The organism is Brevibacterium oceani, from assembly GCF_013623835.1.
In the GTDB taxonomy this organism is placed as follows: domain Bacteria; phylum Actinomycetota; class Actinomycetes; order Actinomycetales; family Brevibacteriaceae; genus Brevibacterium; species Brevibacterium oceani.
The window spans coordinates 1-19386 of record NZ_JABKDE010000001.1; the positions used below are offsets into that span (position 1 = coordinate 1).

The 19386-nt window shown below is 64.4% G+C and carries 18 protein-coding genes, 1 pseudogene and 1 other annotated feature; of the genes and pseudogenes, 13 read left to right on the forward strand and 6 right to left on the reverse strand.

Annotated features, from left to right (window positions below; genetic code table 11):
- Both HK401_RS00005 and HK401_RS00010 read right to left on the reverse strand, forming a co-directional pair.
- Positions 1–334: IS3 family transposase (locus tag HK401_RS00005; protein ID WP_219921630.1), on the reverse strand; the 334-nt coding region annotated here is incomplete at its 3' end.
- Positions 335–397: 63 nt separating this feature from the next.
- Positions 398–526: a sequence feature (AL1L pseudoknot), on the reverse strand.
- On the reverse strand, positions 487–792 hold the full coding sequence (locus HK401_RS00010) for a transposase (protein ID WP_309135898.1): 306 nt from the start codon (positions 790–792) through the stop codon (positions 487–489). (Overlaps the previous feature by 40 nt.)
- A 57-nt stretch (positions 793–849) precedes the next feature.
- Here HK401_RS00010 and HK401_RS00015 point away from each other — a divergent pair.
- Positions 850–1116 (forward strand): annotated as a pseudogene (locus HK401_RS00015) (integrase core domain-containing protein); the annotation flags it as partial.
- On the opposite strand, the gene HK401_RS00020 reads toward HK401_RS00015, so the two are convergent.
- Both HK401_RS00020 and HK401_RS00025 read right to left on the reverse strand, forming a co-directional pair.
- Positions 1100–2497, reverse strand: a complete 1398-nt coding sequence (locus HK401_RS00020; protein WP_181272628.1) for a TnsB C-terminal domain-containing protein — start codon at positions 2495–2497, stop codon at positions 1100–1102. The pseudogene HK401_RS00015 and the gene HK401_RS00020 overlap by 17 nt on opposite strands.
- On the reverse strand, positions 2481–3179 hold the full coding sequence (locus HK401_RS00025) for a TnsA-like heteromeric transposase endonuclease subunit (protein ID WP_181272629.1): 699 nt from the start codon (positions 3177–3179) through the stop codon (positions 2481–2483). The genes HK401_RS00020 and HK401_RS00025 overlap by 17 nt, the downstream gene beginning before the upstream one ends.
- A gap of 356 nt (positions 3180–3535) precedes the next feature.
- Between HK401_RS00025 and dnaK the strand changes: the two genes are divergently transcribed.
- The 12 genes from dnaK to HK401_RS00085 all read left to right on the forward strand — a co-directional run bounded on the left by dnaK (position 3536) and on the right by HK401_RS00085 (position 15365).
- Positions 3536–5401 carry a molecular chaperone DnaK gene (gene dnaK, locus HK401_RS00030; RefSeq protein ID WP_181272630.1) on the forward strand — a complete coding sequence of 622 codons (1866 nt, stop codon included), beginning with the start codon at positions 3536–3538 and terminating at the stop codon, positions 5399–5401.
- Positions 5401–6099, forward strand: coding sequence for a nucleotide exchange factor GrpE (locus HK401_RS00035; RefSeq protein ID WP_181272631.1), 699 nt, complete (start codon positions 5401–5403; stop codon positions 6097–6099). Before dnaK ends, HK401_RS00035 begins: the two co-directional genes overlap by 1 nt.
- 178 nt (positions 6100–6277) lie before the next feature.
- Positions 6278–7300, forward strand: a complete 1023-nt coding sequence (locus tag HK401_RS00040; protein ID WP_181272632.1) for a DnaJ C-terminal domain-containing protein — start codon at positions 6278–6280, stop codon at positions 7298–7300.
- Positions 7301–7314: 14 nt separating this feature from the next.
- Positions 7315–7752 carry a heat shock protein transcriptional repressor HspR gene (locus HK401_RS00045; RefSeq protein ID WP_181272633.1) on the forward strand — a complete coding sequence of 146 codons (438 nt, stop codon included), beginning with the start codon at positions 7315–7317 and terminating at the stop codon, positions 7750–7752.
- A 208-nt stretch (positions 7753–7960) separates the two neighbouring features.
- Positions 7961–9709: a purine-cytosine permease family protein gene (locus HK401_RS00050; protein WP_258233882.1), complete on the forward strand. Its 1749-nt coding sequence runs from the start codon at positions 7961–7963 to the stop codon at positions 9707–9709.
- An 8-nt stretch (positions 9710–9717) separates the two neighbouring features.
- Positions 9718–10020, forward strand: a complete 303-nt coding sequence (locus HK401_RS00055; protein ID WP_181272634.1) for an urease subunit gamma — start codon at positions 9718–9720, stop codon at positions 10018–10020.
- A gap of 11 nt (positions 10021–10031) precedes the next feature.
- Positions 10032–10370, forward strand: coding sequence for an urease subunit beta (gene ureB / locus HK401_RS00060; protein WP_181272635.1), 339 nt, complete (start codon positions 10032–10034; stop codon positions 10368–10370).
- Positions 10370–12073: an urease subunit alpha gene (locus tag HK401_RS00065; RefSeq protein ID WP_181272636.1), complete on the forward strand. Its 1704-nt coding sequence runs from the start codon at positions 10370–10372 to the stop codon at positions 12071–12073. Before ureB ends, HK401_RS00065 begins: the two co-directional genes overlap by 1 nt.
- Positions 12073–12873: an urease accessory protein UreF gene (locus tag HK401_RS00070; protein ID WP_181272637.1), complete on the forward strand. Its 801-nt coding sequence runs from the start codon at positions 12073–12075 to the stop codon at positions 12871–12873. Before HK401_RS00065 ends, HK401_RS00070 begins: the two co-directional genes overlap by 1 nt.
- Positions 12866–13618 (forward strand): urease accessory protein UreG, encoded by a 753-nt coding sequence (gene ureG, locus HK401_RS00075; RefSeq protein ID WP_181272638.1) that lies wholly within the window; start codon positions 12866–12868, stop codon positions 13616–13618. The genes HK401_RS00070 and ureG overlap by 8 nt, the downstream gene beginning before the upstream one ends.
- A complete protein-coding gene (locus HK401_RS00080; RefSeq protein ID WP_181272639.1) occupies positions 13615–14343 on the forward strand; it encodes an urease accessory protein UreD in 729 nt (242 codons plus the stop codon). The genes ureG and HK401_RS00080 overlap by 4 nt, the downstream gene beginning before the upstream one ends.
- Before the next feature lie 38 nt (positions 14344–14381).
- Complete coding sequence (locus HK401_RS00085) at positions 14382–15365, forward strand: HoxN/HupN/NixA family nickel/cobalt transporter (protein ID WP_181272640.1); 984 nt, start codon at positions 14382–14384, stop codon at positions 15363–15365.
- 172 nt (positions 15366–15537) lie between these two features.
- On the opposite strand, the gene HK401_RS00090 is transcribed toward HK401_RS00085, so the two are convergent.
- Positions 15538–16890 carry an LPXTG cell wall anchor domain-containing protein gene (locus HK401_RS00090; protein WP_181272641.1) on the reverse strand — a complete coding sequence of 451 codons (1353 nt, stop codon included), beginning with the start codon at positions 16888–16890 and terminating at the stop codon, positions 15538–15540.
- Positions 16891–17134: 244 nt separating this feature from the next.
- Positions 17135–19279: a hypothetical protein gene (locus HK401_RS00095; protein ID WP_181272642.1), complete on the reverse strand. Its 2145-nt coding sequence runs from the start codon at positions 19277–19279 to the stop codon at positions 17135–17137.
- Positions 19280–19386 lie beyond the last annotated feature (107 nt).

A 19386-nucleotide genomic window follows, 5' to 3' on the forward strand; every position in this document is an offset into this window, starting at 1 on the left:
TGTGGAAGACATCGAGGATGAACGTCGTGTACACCCACCCAGCAGACGTCGGCACATAGGTGATGTCAGCGACCCAAACGCAGTTCGGGCCAGGTGCTGTGAACTCACGTTCGACGAGATCCTCCGGACACTCCTCAGCCCTGGCCGAAGCCGTCTTCGGGCGCTTCCTCCTGCGTCGAATACCGTCGATGCCTAACTGGCGCATCAACCGCTCCACCGTACAGCGGGCCACCGGACCGAACTCATCGGCGTACTCGCGGTTGATCGCCTTCCACATCTTCCGCACCCCGTAACACGAGTAGTTCGCCTCATAGACATCCTGGATGACGACCATCAGCGCCTGGTCTCGGCGGGCCCTGGCCGATGGTTCGCGTTTCTTGAACGCGTAATACGAGCTCACAGCAATCCGTGCCGCAGTCCCGGACAGGGCGCGTACGATTGGCTCGACTCCGAACTCGTGACGATTGTCGTCGATGAAGGCGACGATCACTTCGATGGGCGGTCGAGCTCCGCCGCGAAGAAAGCCGACGCTCTCTTCAAGATCTCGTTGGCCCGCTTCGCTTCAGCCAACTCCGCCCGCAGCCGACGGTTCTCCGCTTCCAAATCGACCGACTCGGCCGGTGTGGCTTTGCCGGAGTCTTTGTGCTTACGCACCCAGACTCGCAGGGTCTCTTTGCTCAGGCCGAGCTCGCCGGCGACACGGGTGATCGCTCCGTTCGCGGTGTCCGGATCGGCCTGGGCATGGATGACGAGCTCGACGGCACGAGCCTTGAGTTCGTCGGTGTATTTCACTGGCAAGAGAGAATCTCCTTCTTCCAATCTCCCTGCCTCTATTATCCCCGGGGCGATACAGTGGGTCGGACTGGAGTGTGTTGGGATAACGCGATGTCGGAGTCGTTCTGGTCATCACTGAAGACGGAGTTCTTCGAGCGGCGCGTGTGGCAGACTCGGGCTGAGGCGATGCGGGAGGTCGCTCGGTGGATCGAGGTGGTCTATAACCGGCGGCGGTTGCACTCGGCGTTGGGGATGGTTCCGCCGGTGGAGTTCGAAGAGGCTCTTCTGGTCGAGCACAGTGCCGGCCGGGTTCAGGAGGAAGCGTCTACGCAGGCTGCGTGACGTGGTTCACGTGTCCACGACTTGCGGGGAGCCCCACACTTAACCCTCGGTGCTTGGTCTGGTGGTGGACTTGGCCAACCCATTCGCGAATGATCTGTTCAAGCTCCGCTACGTAATAGAAAGCCTGATCCTCGATGTCAGCGCCGCGATTATAGACGTCCGGGCCTTTGTGCCCGGGAAGATGCTGCAAGAGTCCCTCGCGCAGTGTCTTGAAGAACCGCTCGACTGTTGGCTTATCTGTGGGCTTGTGAGGAATTGCTGGCTGGATAGTGATGCCCAATCGAGCACATGCTGAGGTCACATGCGAAGACAAGTAAACCTTCCCATGATCGACAACGATCGCTTCCGGCAAGCATGCCGGCAACCCAGCGACTCGCTCCTGAGACACACCATCCGGCTCTTCGGTACCGACCAACACATTGCGCGGGACCCCATGAAAAGGCCAATTACCGTCGTCATCACCGTTCGGTTGCGGAGCCACGCATTGGTACAACACATTTGCGACATCTGCTGCGGTCGTCGAGACGGGAGTCAACCGCAGACCCAGAATGCAGCGAGTGAACAAATCCTGCGCAACAGTCAGTTCGACAGGCACCCACCGCAAAGTAACCGGTTCCATCGCGAACACGTCCAATGGCGTCGTATCCAACACCACATACTCACCCGGCCGCGTCGCCCGCAACCGCCCGTACGGACCCCGAGGACGATCGGCGACCGACCTTCGTTGCTTCCCACTGCCGAAGGCGTGCCTCCCTTTAGATAGCTCCTTCAAGCGACGATAAGCACTGGACCGGGACGGAGCGCTCACCGCTCCCGGGCCGTGCAGCACGTCAACCCGTTGCTGGACCTTGTCTAAAACAACACCCATCGTCGGAGTCGACCGCCTCGAGTATTCCGCCAGTATCTCGATGCAGGCAGCATCCCAGCGGGAATCGATACCCGTCGCGTAGCGTCCAGTCATTCGGCTGTCGGCAAGACCGGCCAGACCTCCGTTACGGTATCCCGTCATCCAACGCTCCACAGTGCGCGTCGACACGCGAGCCGAAGCCGCTGCCTCTCCCAGACGCTGCTGCAACGAGACTTCACCGTCATACTCCAGCAGCGGGCGGACGAGGGCAGCACGCTGGTCGAACTTCGCCCGTTGGGCAGGGCTCAAGTCACTCAACACAACATTCGAGGGAGGCCGAAACTCTTTCTCTTCTGCAGACTGAGAATCGTCACCGATAATTTTCGCGGTCTCCAACAGGGATCGTGTCTCCACTGAACGGAACACGTCGCCACGAGTCAACTGCGTCGCCGCCGCAGACATGGAAGAGATACCCCACGTTTCCCCTTCGAACCAGACCTGTTTGCCCACCGAAAGTTCAACAACCGACGTCATCGGTGATCTCCTCAAATGTCGTTTCCGCACGCTGGTATGTCCCCATTCGGTGCGCGACGGCTGCCTCGTATGACTCAGACCATGCCCGATAGCGATCAGCGAACGACATGCCAGTCTCGCTGTCGAATTCGAGTACGTCTTGTGGCCCGAACATTTGGAGACGGCGAGTTGCTCCGAGCGCCTTGATGTTCGCCAATCGCTGAGGATCTTCTCCTGACCAGACCTCGTATTGCCAACCTGCCGCTTCGCAGACCTGCCGAGTCCAGGCGAATACGACCGCGACCTTCGGTCGGCTGACGAATTCGGCGGGTTTCACATCGACCACGGTCAATCGGCCATCTGGTGACGTCAGTAAGAAATCGGGTACGTGCCGACGAATCGCTTCCCCGTCACGCCCGCTTAACCACATTGGCTGTCCGGATATCCAGGTGACTTGTCGGTCGAAGTCCGCCAACCACAATCGATCGAGTTCTAACCGGCTTTCGTACGGTATATGGTCGTTTGTGGTCGCGGACCAGAACAAACCGGGGTAGTGACGTTGACGCGCGTATGATCTGGGCGACCGGACCGGTAGTCCCTTCGAAAGTCGGGTGCTGTCCACAGCGCCCACAGTGGTGGCTACCGATGTGCCCTCCTCGGTGAGGTACAACAGTTCCGTGTCCAACAACGTCGTCGTTGTCATGTTTCCAGCATCCTCGCACCGACATGAAACTGGGAACACCGACACGCCTCCGACACGAAATTGAGATTCCGACACGAAATCCGAGATCCTACACGGAGTGTCATCGAAGAATTTCTCTCCAGCCGGAATAAAGCCGACCTCATCAAAGTTGAGTGTAGTGTACGCAAGTTTGGTGAGGTTCGACTTGACGGTCGAAACCTCGAAGACAATACTTGAGTCCAGTTGACTCAATGTGTGCGGTCGAGTGGTTCCGGCATTCGCCCCGCGGCAGTCAAGGCCGGGGGCGTTCGGTCGGCGGCGCCGCCCGAACGCTCACATTCGAGTCGAAGGAACTCACGAACAAAGGAGAGAACACAATGGCACGTGCAGTTGGAATCGACCTCGGAACCACGAACTCCGTCGTCGCAGTCCTCGAAGGCGGCGAGCCGAAGGTCATCGCGAATGCCGAAGGTGGTCGCACGACCCCGTCTGTCGTCGCAGTGAACAAGAACGGCGACTCCCTCGTTGGCGAGATCGCCAAGCGCCAGGCTGTCACGAACATCAAGAACACCGTTTCTTCGGTCAAGCGCCACATGGGCACCGACTGGTCCACCGAGATCGGCGGCAAGTCGATGACGGCTCCCGAGGTCTCGGCCCGCATCCTCCAGAAGCTCAAGCACGACGCCGAGGAGTACCTGCAGGAGAAGGTCACCGACGCGGTGATCACCGTTCCGGCCTACTTCAACGACGCTGAACGTCAGGCCACGAAGGATGCCGGTGAGATCGCCGGACTCAACGTCTCGCGCATCATCAACGAGCCCACCGCCGCTGCCCTGGCCTACGGCCTCGAGCGCGGCAAGGAAGACGAGCTCATCCTCGTCTTCGACCTCGGCGGCGGAACGTTCGACGTTTCGCTGCTCGAAGTCGGCAAGGACGAAGACGACTTTTCCACCATTCAGGTCCGTGCGACCTCCGGTGACAATCGCCTCGGCGGTGACGACTGGGACCAGCGGATCGTTGATTGGCTGGTTGAGCAGGTGAAGAACAACTACGGTGTCGACCTGACCAAGGACGCCACCGCTCTGCAGCGCCTCAAGGAAGCTGCCGAGCAGGCCAAGAAAGAACTGTCCTCGGCGACCAGCACGAACATTTCGCTGCAGTATCTGTCAATGAGCGAGAACGGACCGATCCACCTGGATGAGACCCTCACCCGGGCGAAGTTCGAAGACCTGACCAAGGACCTCCTCGAGCGCACCAAAGCCCCGTTCCACGCTGTGATGAAGGACGCCGGCGTGTCCGTTTCGGACATCGACCACGTCGTTCTCGTCGGCGGATCGACTCGTATGCCCGGCGTGACCCAGGTCGTCACCGAACTCACCGGAGGCAAGGAGCCCAACAAGGGAGTCAACCCCGATGAGGTCGTTGCGATCGGTGCCGCCGTTCAGGCCGGTGTCCTCGTGGGTGAGCGCAAGGACGTTCTGCTCATCGATGTCACCCCGCTCTCGCTCGGACTCGAGACCAAGGGCGGAGTGATGACGAAGCTCATCGAGCGCAACACCCCGATTCCGACCAAGCGTTCGGAGACCTTCACCACCGCTGAGGACAACCAGCCCTCCGTGTCGATCCAGGTCTTCCAGGGCGAGCGCGAGTTCACTCGCGACAACAAGAACCTCGGCACCTTCGAGCTGACCGGCATCGCGCCGGCTCCGCGCGGCGTGCCGCAGATCGAGGTCGCCTTCGACATCGACGCCAACGGCATCGTCCACGTGTCGGCCACCGACAAGGGCACCGGCACCGAACAGTCGATGACGATCACGGGCGGTTCCGCACTGCCGAAGGAAGACATCGAGCGCATGGTCCGTGAGGCCGAGGAGCACGCAGAAGAGGACAAGAAGCGCCGTGAGGCCGCCGATGTCCGCAACAACGCGGAGAACCTCGCCTACCAGACCGAGAAGCTGCTGACCGATAACGACGACAAGCTGCCCGACGACGTCAAGACCGAGATGCAGGGCGACGTCGACGCCGTCAAGGAAGCCCTCAAGGGTGAAGACGACGACGCTGTGAAGGAAGCCTACGACAAGCTCGTGGCCAACCAGCAGAAGATCGGCGAGGCCATCTACAACCAGCAGGGTGGTGCCGAAGGCGCCGCCGCCGGTGAGGGCGAAGCCGATGCCGCTTCCGGTGCCGACGACGATGTTGTCGATGCCGAGGTCGTCGACGATGAGGATGAGGAGAAGAAGTAATGACTGCCGAGGGCAACGACAAGTCGTCCGAGGAGCCAGGCTTCACCTTCAGTGACAAGCGCCGGGTCGACCCGAACACCGGTGAGGTCCGTCCCGAGGCCGACGCCCAGTCGGCCTCGGCCGGGGTCGGCGACGAACAGGTCACGGACCCGAACGCCGCTCAGGCGGCAGAGGGATCCGCCGCCGACGACCCCGCCGCCGACGCCAGCGACCTCGGAGTCGACATCCCCGCCGATGCCTCGAGCCTCAAGGACACTGAGGCGGCCCCCGAGCCCGAACCGGGCTCCGAAGCCGCCGCGCACCTCGCGGATCTCAAGCGCATCAACGCCGAGTACGCCGCCTACCGGATGCGCGCCGATCGCGAACGCGAACGCGCAGCCGTCGGCGGCACGATCAAGGTCGTCGAGGCCCTGATCCCCGTGCTCGACGAGGTCAAGCTCGCACGCGAGAACGGCGACGTCTCCGGGCCTTTCGAGACCCACGTCAACAAGCTGATCGACTCGCTCAACAAGGTCGGCGTCGAACAGTACGGTGAGGTCGGCGACGAGTTCGACCCGAACCTCCACGAGGCGCTCATGCAGCAGCCCTCCGACGAGGTCGAGGAACCGACGATCTTCCTGGTCATGCAGCCGGGCTACCGCCTCGGCGACCGCATCATCCGTGCGGCCCGAGTCGGCGTCCAGCAGCCGGAGGACTGAACGGACACCTTCGCCGAGGCGGCCGCCGGTCCCGTACGAGAAGTGAACTGTCTTACGGGGCTGGGGGCCACCTCGGCGGCGGTCCGGATCTTCGGGGTCACACCCCGGGGATGCGGATTGTGAGGAGACAAGTGAATAGATCGATGAGTGCAATGATTGGAAGGAAAGGAGGTGCCAGGTGAATACCGGACCTCAGAATGATTGGTTCGATAAGGACTTCTACAAGACCCTCGGCGTCTCCAAGGATGCTTCCGATGCCGAGATCAAGAAGGCCTATCGCAAACTCGCGCGCAAGTATCACCCGGATGCCAACCCCGGAGATGAGAAGGCCGAGGAGAAGTTCAAGGAGATCGGACAGGCACATCAGGTGCTCTCCGACAAGGAATCCCGCGCCCAGTACGACCAGGTCCGCGCCATGGGCGGAGGCGCCCGGTTCAGCGCCGGCGCCGGAGGACCCGGCGGAGCGGGCGGAGGCGGATTCGACGATGTGTTCTCCGACCTCTTCGGAGGCGGCGGTCGCACCCGGACCCGCACGACCTACGGCGGCGGGGGAGATGTTCCCCCGGACCTCGCCGACCTGCTCAACGGATTCGGCGGCGGTGGGGGCGGCTACGGCGGCGGATTCGGCGGCGGCTATTCGCCCCCGGTCAAAGGCGGCGACATCAAGTCGAGCACCACGCTGTCGTTCACCGAGGCGATCAACGGCGCCTCGGTGAAGCTCAACATGCCCGGCGGGAAGCCGCTGACCGTGCGCACCCCGATCGGGGTCAAGGACGGACAGAAGATTCGCTTGGCCGGCAAGGGCAAGGCCAGCCCCAACGGCGGTGAGACCGGTGACGTGATCCTCACCGTGCATGTGAAGCCGCACCCAGTCTTCACCCGCGACGGGGACAACCTGCGGATGGAGCTGCCGGTGACCTTCGACGAGGCGACCCTGGGCGCCGAGGTCAAGGTCCCGACCCTGGGCGGAATGCCGGTCAAGGTCAAGATCGCACCGGGCACCCCGTCGGGGCGGACCCTGCGGGTGCGCGGCAAGGGCGTGAAGACGAAGAAGGGCACCGGCGATCTGCTGGCCGAGGTCGAGATCGTGGCGCCGAAGAACCTGTCGAAGGAAGCCAAGGCTGCGGTCGAGGCGTTCCAGGCGGCCACCGAGGACGATGATCCGCGCGACGGCCTGCTGGAGACGGCCAAGGCCAGTTGAGGTGGTGATGAACGATGCATATTTCGTCGACGGCGGCGGTGTATGTGATCTCGGTGGCGGCGGATCTGGCGGGAATGCACCCGCAGACGCTGCGACAGTATGACCGTCTCGGTCTTGTCATTCCCGAACGCACGGCGGGAAGAGGTCGGCGGTACTCCGGACAGGACATCGCCAAGCTGCGGATGATCCAGCAGCTGTCCCAGGACGAGGGGGTCAACCTCGTCGGGATCAAGAAGATCATCGACCTGCAGAATCAGGTCGACGCCCTCCAGCACCGCAATGACGAGCTCGAGGACGAGATCCGGACGCAGCAGGCGGCGAAGGAACGCGATGCGCGTGTCTTCGCCGCCGGCACAGCCGGGGACGTCGTATCGATCGCCCGCGGCAGGCGCCCGCAGGGGCGGCCCGAACCCGGCGCCATGGTGCTCTACAACAGATTCCGGCGGCGGTAGATCCGTCGCCTGCGGCGATCGAGAAGTGACGACGCGAAGAGCGCGAACCCGAATGCGGGTTCGCGCTCTTCGCATCTGCGCTGATGGGCGACTCCGCCGGCAAAGTCCCCGGTCGACATCTGCCCGAAACAGAACCGACATGTGCGGAAACAATCGCCTGCAAAGATGAGGTCCTGATCACGGTCGACGCACAAGTCAGGAACCCACAATGACACTGTCTCCGAGCAGGACGGCACTTCCCGAGCCGCGAAACGAAGCACAGCTCGCGGCATCTGAGAGCCTCGAGGACTACACCCTCCGCTTCGCCCCCAGGTCGTACCGGAAATGGGCGCCCGGAGTCGTCGCGACGAGTGCGCTGGGCGGCATCGCCTACCTCGCCGACTTCTCGATAGGTGCCAACATCGGCATCGCCCACGGCACGACGAACGGCATCCTCGGCATCCTCGTCGCGGCCATCATCATCTTCCTCACCGGGTGGCCGCTGGCGTTCTACGCCGCCCGCTACAACCTCGACCTCGACCTCATCACCCGCGGTTCGGGCTTCGGGTACTACGGGTCCGTCATCACGAACATCATCTTCGCGACCTTCACTTTCATCTTCTTCGCCCTCGAAGGCTCGATCATGGCGCAGGGGCTCTACCTCGGCCTCGGCCTGCCCCGCCCGATCGGCTATCTCGTGTCCACGGTGCTCATCTTCCCGCTCGTCATCTACGGCATGAAGGTCCTTGCCAAACTGCAGGTCTCGACGACCCCGCTGTGGCTGCTGCTCATGGTCATCCCCGTCGGCTATCTCATCGCCTGGCAGCCGGATTCGGTCGCGGACTTCTTCGCCTATACGGGCGAAGAGGGCGAGGGCGCGAACTTCGCCTCGGTCATGCTCGCCGCCGGTGTCTGCCTCTCACTCATCGCCCAGATCGCCGAGCAGATCGACTATCTGCGGTTCATGCCCCCGCGTACTCCGGAGAACCGCCGCAGCTGGTGGGCGGCCGTCATCCTCGCCGGACCCGGCTGGGTGATCTTCGGGGCGACGAAGCAGATCATCGGCATGTTCCTCGCGGTCTACCTCATCGCCAATGTTCCCGGTGCCGTGAGCTTCGCGAACGAACCCGTCCAGCAGTTCCTCGCCACCTACCAGCAGATGATGCCGCAATGGCTCGCTCTGCTTCTGGCCGTGGTGCTCGTCGTCATCTCCCAGGTGAAGATCAACGTCACCAACGCCTATTCGGGATCGCTGGCCTGGACGAACTCGTACACCCGGATCACGAAGCGCTACCCGGGCCGGATCACCTTCCTCGTCGTCAACCTGCTCATCGCCCTGGCGCTGATGGAGCTGAACATGTTCGACTTCCTCAACGCGATCCTCAGCTTCTACGCGAACCTCGCGATGTCGTGGATCTGCGTCGTCGCCGCCGATATCGCCATCAACAAATACCTGCTGAAGCTCTCCCCGAAGATCCCCGAGTTCCGACGCGGCATGCTCTACGACTGGAACCCGGTCGGGATCGTCTCGCTGGTGCTCGCCGGCGGGGTCTCCATCGCCATCTACTTCGGGGCTTTCGGGGCGACGGTCCAGCCGTTCTCACCTCTCTTCGCCGTCGGCATCGCCATCGTCGCGACCCCGCTCATGGCGATCATCACCCGCGGCCGGTACTACCTGCGACGCAGCGATGATGGAATCGAGCTGCCGATGTTCGACGAGCACGGCAACCCCTCTGGCGAGACCCTGCGCTGCCATGTCACGGACTTGGAGTTCGAACGTCCCGACATGATCGCCTCGGCGAAGACGGGGGAGAACGGGGAGCGACTCTACCTCAGCTCCCTCGCGCTCTCGACCGACCGCCTCGGCGAGCATGTGCTGCCCGCGGATGTCCCGCGCAGCCGTGAGGACGTCCTGCACGCTCGCGCGGACGCCCCACACGATCGCCCGGACAACCCGCACGTTCCGACGAAAGGCTGAGGGGACGCATGCACTTCACTCCGGCCGACACCGACAAGCTGCTCCTGTCCGTGGCGGGAATGGTCGCCAGGGACCGACGGGACCGGGGCATCCGCCTGAACTATCCGGAGACGGTTGCGCTCCTGAGCACCTGGGCCATCGAACGCGCCAGGGAAGGTGCGAGCGTCGAGGAGCTCATGACCACCGGGCGCGAGGTCCTCACCCGTGACGACGTCCTCGAGGACGTCGCCGACATGCTCAGCGACGTTCAGGTGGAGGCGACGTTCCCCGACGGGCGCAAGCTCGTGACCATCCACAACCCCATCGACTGAAGGACCTGACAGTGGCAGGAACACGCGACCGCGGGCCGGGCGCCGTTCGAGTCAGCGCCGGAGAGCGCGAACTCAACGTGCGCGAGAACCCGGACGAGACGGCGACGATGACGATCGAGAACACCGGAGACCGGCCGGTCCAGATCGGCTCCCACATCCACCTCCCCGACACCAATGCCGCGCTCGACTTCGACCGCTGCCGGGCGGAGGGGTTCCGGCTGGACATCCCCGCCGGCACCTCCCTGCGCTTCGAACCGGGCGCCTCCCGCACCGTGCCGATCGTCTCCCTGCGCGGGCACAGGCGTGTGCCCGGGATCCGGCTTCCCCTCGCCGAGGCGGGCGATCCGTGATGGCGCGACTGTCCACCCAGCGCTACGCCGCGCTCTATGGGCCCAGCCTCGGCGATCAGCTGCGCCTAAGCGATACCGACCTGTGGATCGAGATCGAGGAGGACCGTACCCTCGGCGGCGAGGAGTCCGTCTTCGGCGGTGGGAAATCGATCCGCGAATCGATGAATCAGGGAACGACCACGACTGCCGAAGGCGCACCGGACACGGTCATCACCAACGCCGTGGTGCTCGACTGGTGGGGGATCATCCGCGCCGATGTCGGCATCCGGGCCGGACAGATCGTGGCGCTCGGGCGAGCCGGGAACCCCGACATCGCCGACGGAGTGCACCCGGACCTGCAGATCGGACCGTCCACCGACGTCATCTCCGGCGAAGGCCGCATCCTCACCGCGGGCGCCTTCGACTCCCACGTCCACCTGCTCTCACCTTCCCAGCTCCACGAAGCGCTCGCCACCGGGATCACAACGGTCGCCGGCGGCGGGACCGGCCCCTCCGAGGGCAGCAAGGCGACGACGGTGACTCCCGGAGCCTGGCACCTCGGCGCGATGCACCGCGCCCTCGACGACCTTCCGATGAACGTCCTCCTGCTCGGCAAGGGCAACACCGTCTCAGCCGAAGGGCTGGCCGAACAGGCACTCGGCGGTGCCGCCGGTTACAAGGTCCACGAGGACTGGGGTGCGACGCCCGCGGCCATCGACGCCTCGCTGAGGGCCGCCGGGGATCACGGACTGCAGGTCGCGCTGCACTCGGACTCGCTCAACGAGGCGGGGTTCGTCGAATCGACGATCGCCGCGATCGGAGGTCGCAGCATCCACGCCTTCCACGTCGAGGGCGCCGGCGGGGGACACGCCCCCGACATCCTCTCGATCGCAGCATTGGAGAACATCCTCCCCGGTTCGACGAACCCGACCCTGCCCCATACGGCGAACACGGTCGCCGAACATCTCGACATGCTCATGGTCTGCCACCACCTCAACCCCGCCGTGCCCGAGGATCTCGCGTTCGCCGAATCCCGCATCCGGGCGACGACCATCGCGGCAGAGGACCTGCTCCACGACATGGGAGCCCTGTCGATCACGTCCTCGGACGCGCAGGCGATGGGGCGCATCGGTGAGGTCATCACCCGAACCTGGCAGGTCGCCCACGTGATGAAGCACAGGGTGGGCGACCTCGGTGAGACCCTGCCGGCGGACAACGAACGCGCTCGCCGCTACGTCGCCAAGTACACGATCAATCCGGCGATCGCGCACGGCGTCGATGCCCACATCGGTTCGATCGAGGTCGGGAAGATGGCCGATCTCGTGCTGTGGGATCCTCGCTTCTTCGGGGTCCGACCGGACCTCGTCATCAAGGGTGGGGCGATCGCCTGGGCCGGTCTCGGCGACCCGAACGCCTCCATCCCGACTCCGCAGCCGGTCCTGATGCGACCATCCTTCGGAGCCTCGGACGGAGCACGGCTGTCGGTGTCGTTCGCAGCCCCGTCCGCGGTCGAGAACGGGCTGCGCGACGAGCTCGCACTGAAGCGGGAACTCAAACCAGTCGCGCCGACGCGGGACATCGGCAAGAAGGATATGCGCTGCAATGACGCACGACCGGCGATCGACATCGAACCTGACACCTTCGCCATCGCGATCGACGGCCAACCGGTGACCGCCCAACCGGCGCAGACGCTGCCGCTGGCCCGGCTCTACCAGATGTTCTGATGACCGTGACCTCAACCGACCTTCCCACCCGGCGCAACGCCTCGGCGACTCTCGCGATGCTCCTCGCCGACTCGCGCCTGCCAGCCGGAGCCCACGTGTCCTCGAACGGCCTGGAGGCCGGACTGCGTCACGGTCTCGCCGCGCACGAGGTGGCCGACTACATGCGGACGAGGATGACCACGGTCGTCCGCGTCGAAGCGGGAGCGGCCGTGATCGCCCGACACCTGGCGGACGTACGTCCATCGGCCGATGGCGCCGCGGACACGGAGCAGGGCTCCGGCGATCCGGACCGGGACTCCTTCCGTCCGGAGCGGAACGGCATCGCTCCGGAGCGGGACACCGTCGTGCCGGACCGCCTCGGTGTTCTCGAGACCGAATGGGCTGCCCGCACCCCGAGTGCGGCACTGCGGGAGATCGCCGTCGCCCTCGGTGCCGGACTGGCCCGCATCGGTCAGAGGATCTGGCCGCAGACGGCTGCGGTGCTCCGGCCCACGCCGCTGCCGCGTCCCATCGTGCTCGGCACCATCGCCGCGTGCGCGGGCATCGGGGCGGCCGATCTCGTCCGCCTCGTCGCCTACGACGACGCGCAGACCGTCGCCGCCGCGGTGCTCAAGCTCGAACCCACGGATCCGATCCGCGTCACCGGCTGGGTGCTCGACGCCTGCGCGGCGATGGAGGACTCCGTGTCCGAATTGTCCCGACTCACCCGCCCCGAGGCGCTTCCCGCCTCGGGTGCCCCACTGATCGAGGACTGGGCAGAAGTCCAGTCCGTGTTACCGAGGAGGCTGTTCCGTGCCTGAATTCCCTGCATCCGAAAGATCCCTGCGACTCGGCGTCGCCGGGCCCGTGGGAACCGGAAAGAGTTCGCTGATCGCTCTCATCTGCCGCGCACTGGCCGATGAGATCCGCATCGGCGTGATCACCAATGACATCTACACCGACGAGGATGCCCGGCTCCTCCGCTCCGCCGGAGTCCTCGACCCGGACCGGATCCGGGCGATCGAGACGGGGGCCTGCCCGCACACCGCGATCCGTGACGATGTCACGGCGAACCTGCAGGCCGTCGAACGGTTGGAGAATGATTACTACCCACTCGACCTCGTCCTCGTCGAATCGGGCGGCGACAATCTCACGGCGACGTTCTCACCGGCGCTCGTGGACGCACAGATCTTCGTCCTCGACGTCGCCGGCGGTGGGGACGTCGCTCGCAAGGGCGGACCCGGGATCGCGCGTGCCGACCTGCTCGTGGTCAACAAGACCGACCTCGCCGACTACGTCGGAGTCGATGTCGAACAGATGGTCAGCGACGCCACCGAGGCGCGCGAAGGGGAACCGGTGCTCGCTCTCTCCCGCACCGACGAGGCTTCCGTGGCGCGACTGCGCGAATGGCTGCTCGCGCTCCTGGCCTCTCATCGTGCCGGCGCGCATGAGCCGCAGGATCCGGGACCGATGGCTCCGCACTTCCACGCCGATGAGGAGGGAGGCTATGTGCACACCCATGATGACGAGGGCGAAGAGCACAGCCATCAACATGTACGGGTATGACGACCATTGCGGTCGCCGAGGCGGCACCGGGCGGACCGCCGAAGGTTCGACTCACTCCGGGGCTGCTGCAACCGAGGCTGGTGACCCGGAAGGCAAGGTTCGCTCATGTCGCGTTGGTTGCGGGAGGGGCGACGCTCCTCGGTGGGGATTCGGTGTCGATCAGGGTCGAAGTCGGCGCCGGATGCACACTGCGGATCGAAGACATCGGGGGCACAGTCGCCTATCCCTCGACGGGAAGGCCGTCCGACTGGAATGTCGATGCGGTCGTCGGTGACGGGGCAGTCCTGGTGTGGGAATCGTTTCCCTTCGTCGTCGCCGACCGTGCCCACGTCAGACGCCGCACGACGGTGCGCAGGGGAGCGGACGCGCAGGTGTGCCTGCGGGAGACCCTCGTGCTGGGTCGGACCGGAGAGGCCGGCGGCAGAATCGTCAGCACCACCGACATCCGCGACGTCGACGGAACGCCGTTCTTCGTCGAAGAGCTGTCTCTTGACGGGGAGCATCCTCGACCAGGTGTGCTGGGACGGTCGCGGGTGCTCGACACGGCGATCATGGTCGGCGCCGAACCTGAGGAGGAGGCGCCGTCTGACACGGACGAGGGGCAGGTGCTGGTCCTCGCCCGGCCCGGTGCTGTTGCGAGAGCGATCGGCTCAGCAACCCACGCGGCACACGTCGACGTCCGATGGCGCCGCTGGACGAACAGAGCAGAACGGAGAACAGAGTGATGACTGAACTGGCCCGGACACAGATGACCCGGACACACATGACCCGAGCATACGGGACGATGCTTCCCCACGTCTTGACGCTGTCGGGCATCGCGATCATCGGGGTGTTTCTGGTGATCGTCTCGCTGCGGGAGACCGCACCATCGGTGGCGTGGGGCCTGGCGCTGACCGCGGTGCTGTTGGGAGCCCGACATGCCTTCGACGCCGACCACATCGCCGCCATCGACAACGTCACGCGGCGCCTGTCGGCGAAGGGGACTCCTGCCGGTACCGTCGGCTTCTGGTTCTCCCTGGGCCACTCCTCGGTCGTGGTGGTCACCGGTGTGTTCGTCGCCTTCGGTGCGGGCCTGGCACGCGACCTCGTGCTTGCCGAGGATTCGGCTGCGCGGTTCGGACTCGGGCTGTGGGGGTTGTCGTTCGCGACGTTCGTCGTCGCCGTCTTCGGGATCGTCAATCTGGTCTCGCTCATCGGTCTCTTGCGGCGAAAGGACGATGAAGCCGGTTCGGCGCCCGACGGGCCGCTGACGATCGCCTTCGCCCGGCTGCTTCGCGCCGTGGATCGTCCGCGGCGGATGTTTCCCATCGGTGTGCTCTTCGGCCTCGGATTCGACACCGCTGCGACGATCGGTCTGATGATCGCAGCAGGAACGACGGCGGCCGGCTCCTCGGCCGCGCTGGCGCTCTCGCTGCCGCTCCTGTTCGCTGTGGGCATGGCCGTGTGCGATACCGCGGACAGTCTGTTCATGTCGAATCTCTATGGGTGGGCATCGCGCGGCAGGAACCGCTTCCGCAGATACAACATCGTCATCACCGGCCTGTCCGTGGTCGTCGCGGGCCTGGTGGTCATCGCGGGAGTCGTCGAGGTGGGGGCAGAGACGGAGACGTTCGCCCTGCCCGAGGTGGACACGAGTTATCTGGGAATCGTCGCGACCGCCCTGTTCGCACTCATCGCCGTGGCGGCCGCGCTCACCGTCCGCCGGGTGCGTGGGGCCCGATCCGTCGAAGCGAGCGTCATCGCCTGAGAGCCGGGAGTCGCGGCCTGCCATGACGCTTGAGGCGACCGGACAGAAGGATGTCTCGACAGATGAGAGGAGCGCGAACCCGGGTTCGGGTTCGCGCTCCTTTCAGATGCGCTGATGAACGGCGCTGATCGGTCAATCGACGCCGAGCTCGGGTGAGCTCAGGTCATCGATCTCAGATCTCTGCGGGATCCTGAGCGACCTTCTTGCGACGCATGGTCAGGGCGACGGCGACTCCGCCGATGAGGAGGAGGCCGGCTCCGCCGACGAGGCCGGTGAGTTCGGTACCGGTGCGAGGCAGGTCGCCTCCGCCGCCATTGCCGTTGTCGTCGCCGTTTCCGCCGTCGCCGTTGCCGTCGTCGTTTCCGTCGCTGCCACCGGCGTTGGCGTCATCGCTGACCGAGAAGTCACCGGTCAGTTCGTCATCACCGCATGTGACGGTGACATCGTAGTCGCCGATGTAGGCCGAGGCGTTGGAGGCGCTGGTGCCGTAGACGTTGACGTTGGCCTTGCCCTCGTCGTCCGCCTTGACGGTGTTGTCGTAGGCGGTGACGTTCGAATCGCCCTTGGGGTTGACGACAAAGTGCACGTCCTCGCCGGGTTCGCAGTTCTCAACGGCGAGGGTGACGCCCTTGTCTTCCTTGACGAAGTCAGCAGGCGAAACGGTCTCGGGGGAGACGGTCAGCTTGGCTTCGGCAGCCGGGGTCGTCGGATCCTCGGTCTCGTCTTCGGTGATGGTGAAGGTCTGCGCATCAGAGTTGGTCTCGGACTCCTGGTCGACGCCCCAGACGGAGTAGTCGCCGGCCGGGAGATCGTCGTCGCCGTCGGTCTTCAGAGTCGCGGAGACCTTACCTTCTTCGTCGGCGTCGACCTCGACGGTGGCGAAGGGTGACTGTGCGGTTCCGCCGACGACGGTGACCTTGCCGCCGGAGGTGAAGCCTTCGCCGGTGACCTTGACGCCGTTCTTCGCGAATTCGCTGACGGTGAGCTTGTCGGTGTTGAGCGAGACCTTCGGGTCGACTTCGGGAGCGTCCGGCTCGTCGGAGTCATCGCCCTTGGTGACCTCGAAGGAGGACGAGAAGGTCTCACTCTTGTCGTCGAGGTTCGTCACGGTCACGTCGTACGTGCCGACGAAAGCCTCATTGTCAGTGCCGCCGACACCGGTCTCGTACTCGCCGTTGCCATCGGAACGGAAGGATGCTTCGTAGGTGTTGACGTTCTGGCCGCTCGTGGGCGTCACGGTGAGCTGGAACTGAGTGTCCGCAGAGACTCCCGAGCCGGAGATGCCGAGGCCCTTGTCGGCAAAGTCCTTGAGCGAGATCGTATCGGCGGAGAGGACGAGCTCCTTTTCGCCGTCGGCCTGGGCCTGCGCGGGGTTGGAGGCCTTCTGGAGGGAGGCAGGCTTGGCTGCGGGCTGAGTATCGGCCGACGGAATCGAGGCGGGGGCCTCGGGCGCAGCGATGACCGGGGATGCGGCGAGGCCTGTGATGGCGATGGCCACGGCGGGTGCGAGGGCGAGCTTCTTCATGTATTTCCTTCGAAAATTACAGCTGGGTGTGAAGTATTACGAATGTAACGGTAATGAAACATTCACCACACACATAGTTGTGGTCATTTTGTTCAGCTCTGAGTGCGACTCGGCCGCAGAGTTCATTCTCCATTCACGTTGAACTGGCGCTCCAATGCCGGGAGGGCCACACAACGAAGCGGGACGGCCCAGCATGCGCTGGACCGCCCCTCGACGCCGGTCGAGATCGACCGATGACTTCAGATCAGAAGCTCATCGGATTCTGTCCGAACTTGTTCTTGCGTCCGGTGACTGCGATCGCGGCCCCACCGATGAGGAGGAGCAGTGCCCCCGTGGTCAGTCCGCCGAGGTCGGCACCGGTGCGAGGCAGCTGGCTGCCGTCATCGCCGCTGCCGTTTCCGGCATTGCCGTTGTCGCCGTTGTCTCCGCCGCCGTTGGCGCCGCCGGTGACCGTGAAGGAGTCCTTCATGGTGTCATCGCCGCACGTGGCGGTCGCGGTGTATGCACCGACGTAGGCCGAAGCGTTCGACGAGGTTCCGAAGACGTTGACCGAAGCATTGCCTTCGTCATCGGCCTTGACCGTGTTCTCGTAGGCGGTGACGTTGATGCCCTTCGGGTTGACCTCGAAGTGAACGTCCTGGCCGGGCTCGCAGTTCTCGACGGCGAGGGTCACGCCCTTCTTGTCGTTGGCGAAGTCCGCGGCCTCGATCGTCTTCGGCGAAACCTTCAGAGTCGCCTCGGCGGGGGCTTCGGCTTCATCGTCGATGACGTTGATGTTGCCGTTCAGTGTCTTCGACTCGGTGCCTTCGCGATCGATGGCGACACTGAACGGAACCTTGCCGACCTCGAGGTTCTTCGGGTTACCTTCGTACCAGAGGTGGAGCTTGTAGTCTCCGTCGGCGTCGGCGGTCTCGGTCTCCCCGGTAAGGGAGTCCTTGATCTTGTCGCCCTTCTTCACGCCCGAGACCGTGACGGTCACGCCCTTGTCCTTGTTCGCGAGGTCCTCGGCGGTGATCTTCTTGGGATCGACCTTGAGGGAGGCGTCGATCGGGTCGACGGCGTCGTCCTCGGTGACGGTGACCTCGACGGGGTCACTCGTCTTCTTGGAATCGTCGTCGATGAAGGTCAGCGAGTACTTGCCGGCCTCGAGCGATTCGGGTGCGATCACGGCGCCCTCGACGTTGCCGTCTTCGTCCGCCCGGAGTTCGTCGGCCTGCGGGGCCGCAGCTCGCTGCGTCGAGACGGCCTCGCCCTGGACGCTGATGGTGCCGTTCGGGGAGAAGCCCGAGCCGCTGAACTTGAGGCCGTCCTTCTTGAAGTCCTCGAGGGAGATCTCCTTCGAGTCGACCTTGACCGTCGGGTCGACTTCAGTATCGTCGACGACGTTGATGTTGCCGTTGAGGGACTTCGACTCGGTGTCTTCGCGGTTGATCGTGACGTTGAACGGAACCTTGCCGGCCTCGAGTTTGTCCGGGTTGCCTTCGTACCAAAGGTGGAGCTTGAGGGCGCCGTCGGCATCGGCGGTCTCGGTATCACCTGTGAGGGAGTTCTTGACCGTATCGCCTTCTTCGAGCCCGCTGACGGTGACGTCGACACCCTTGCTCTCGTCAGCGAGATCCTCCGCGGTGATCTCTTCGGGTGAGACCTTGAGGGACGCGTCGATCGGGTCGACTTTGTCGGACTGGACGGTGAGGCTGCTCGGCAGGGACTGAGCTGCTGTCCCCGTGCGCTGCACCTGAACGGCGAAGGCCACGGATTCCTGCGTGACCGTCTTGGCGGAGTGGAGCTTGAGCGTGGCGGTCGAGCCCTGAGCCGTCGTCGACGGGCCGGTCAGGCCGGACTTCGCCGCGACCTTGTCGCCCTTCTCCAGACCGGTGACCTTGACGGTGACACCCTCGTCCGCGAGCTCTTCGGCGGTGACCTCACCGGAGGTCACCTGCACCGAGGCGTTGATCGGGTTGACCTTGTCCTCGGAGCTGTCGTCGTCCTTGGTGTCCTTGTCCTCGTCCTTGGGGGTAGGCGCGGGCTTCGGATCGACCTTCTTCGGAGGCTTGGGCCTGTCGTCGCTCTTCTTGTCAGCGTTGTCCTCGGCGGCCTTCTTCTTGTCCGCAGCCTTCTTGGCGGCGTCTTCCATGGCCTTTTTGTCCGCGGCGGCCTTCTCCTTGGCCTTCTTCGCGGCCTCGGCCTTCTCTGCAGCCTTCTTCTCCGCAGCTTCCTTCTCAGCCTTGGCCTTCGCAGCCTTCTCGGCCTTTTCCTTCTCGAGTTTCTGCTTCTCGACCTTCTGTTCCGATGCCGACTGCGAGGAGGGGGATTCGGCGGCGGCGACCGGACCGGCGACCAGTCCGGTGAATGCGAGGGCTACTGCCGGCGCAAGGATGATCTTCTTCATTGGAATGCCTTCATTTTCGTGTTCGAGGGGTGTGATACGGCACTCATTTTAGGCTCTGAGGATTTTCTCAACTATTTCTGTACGTTTTGTTCAGGTTGAGATGTTGT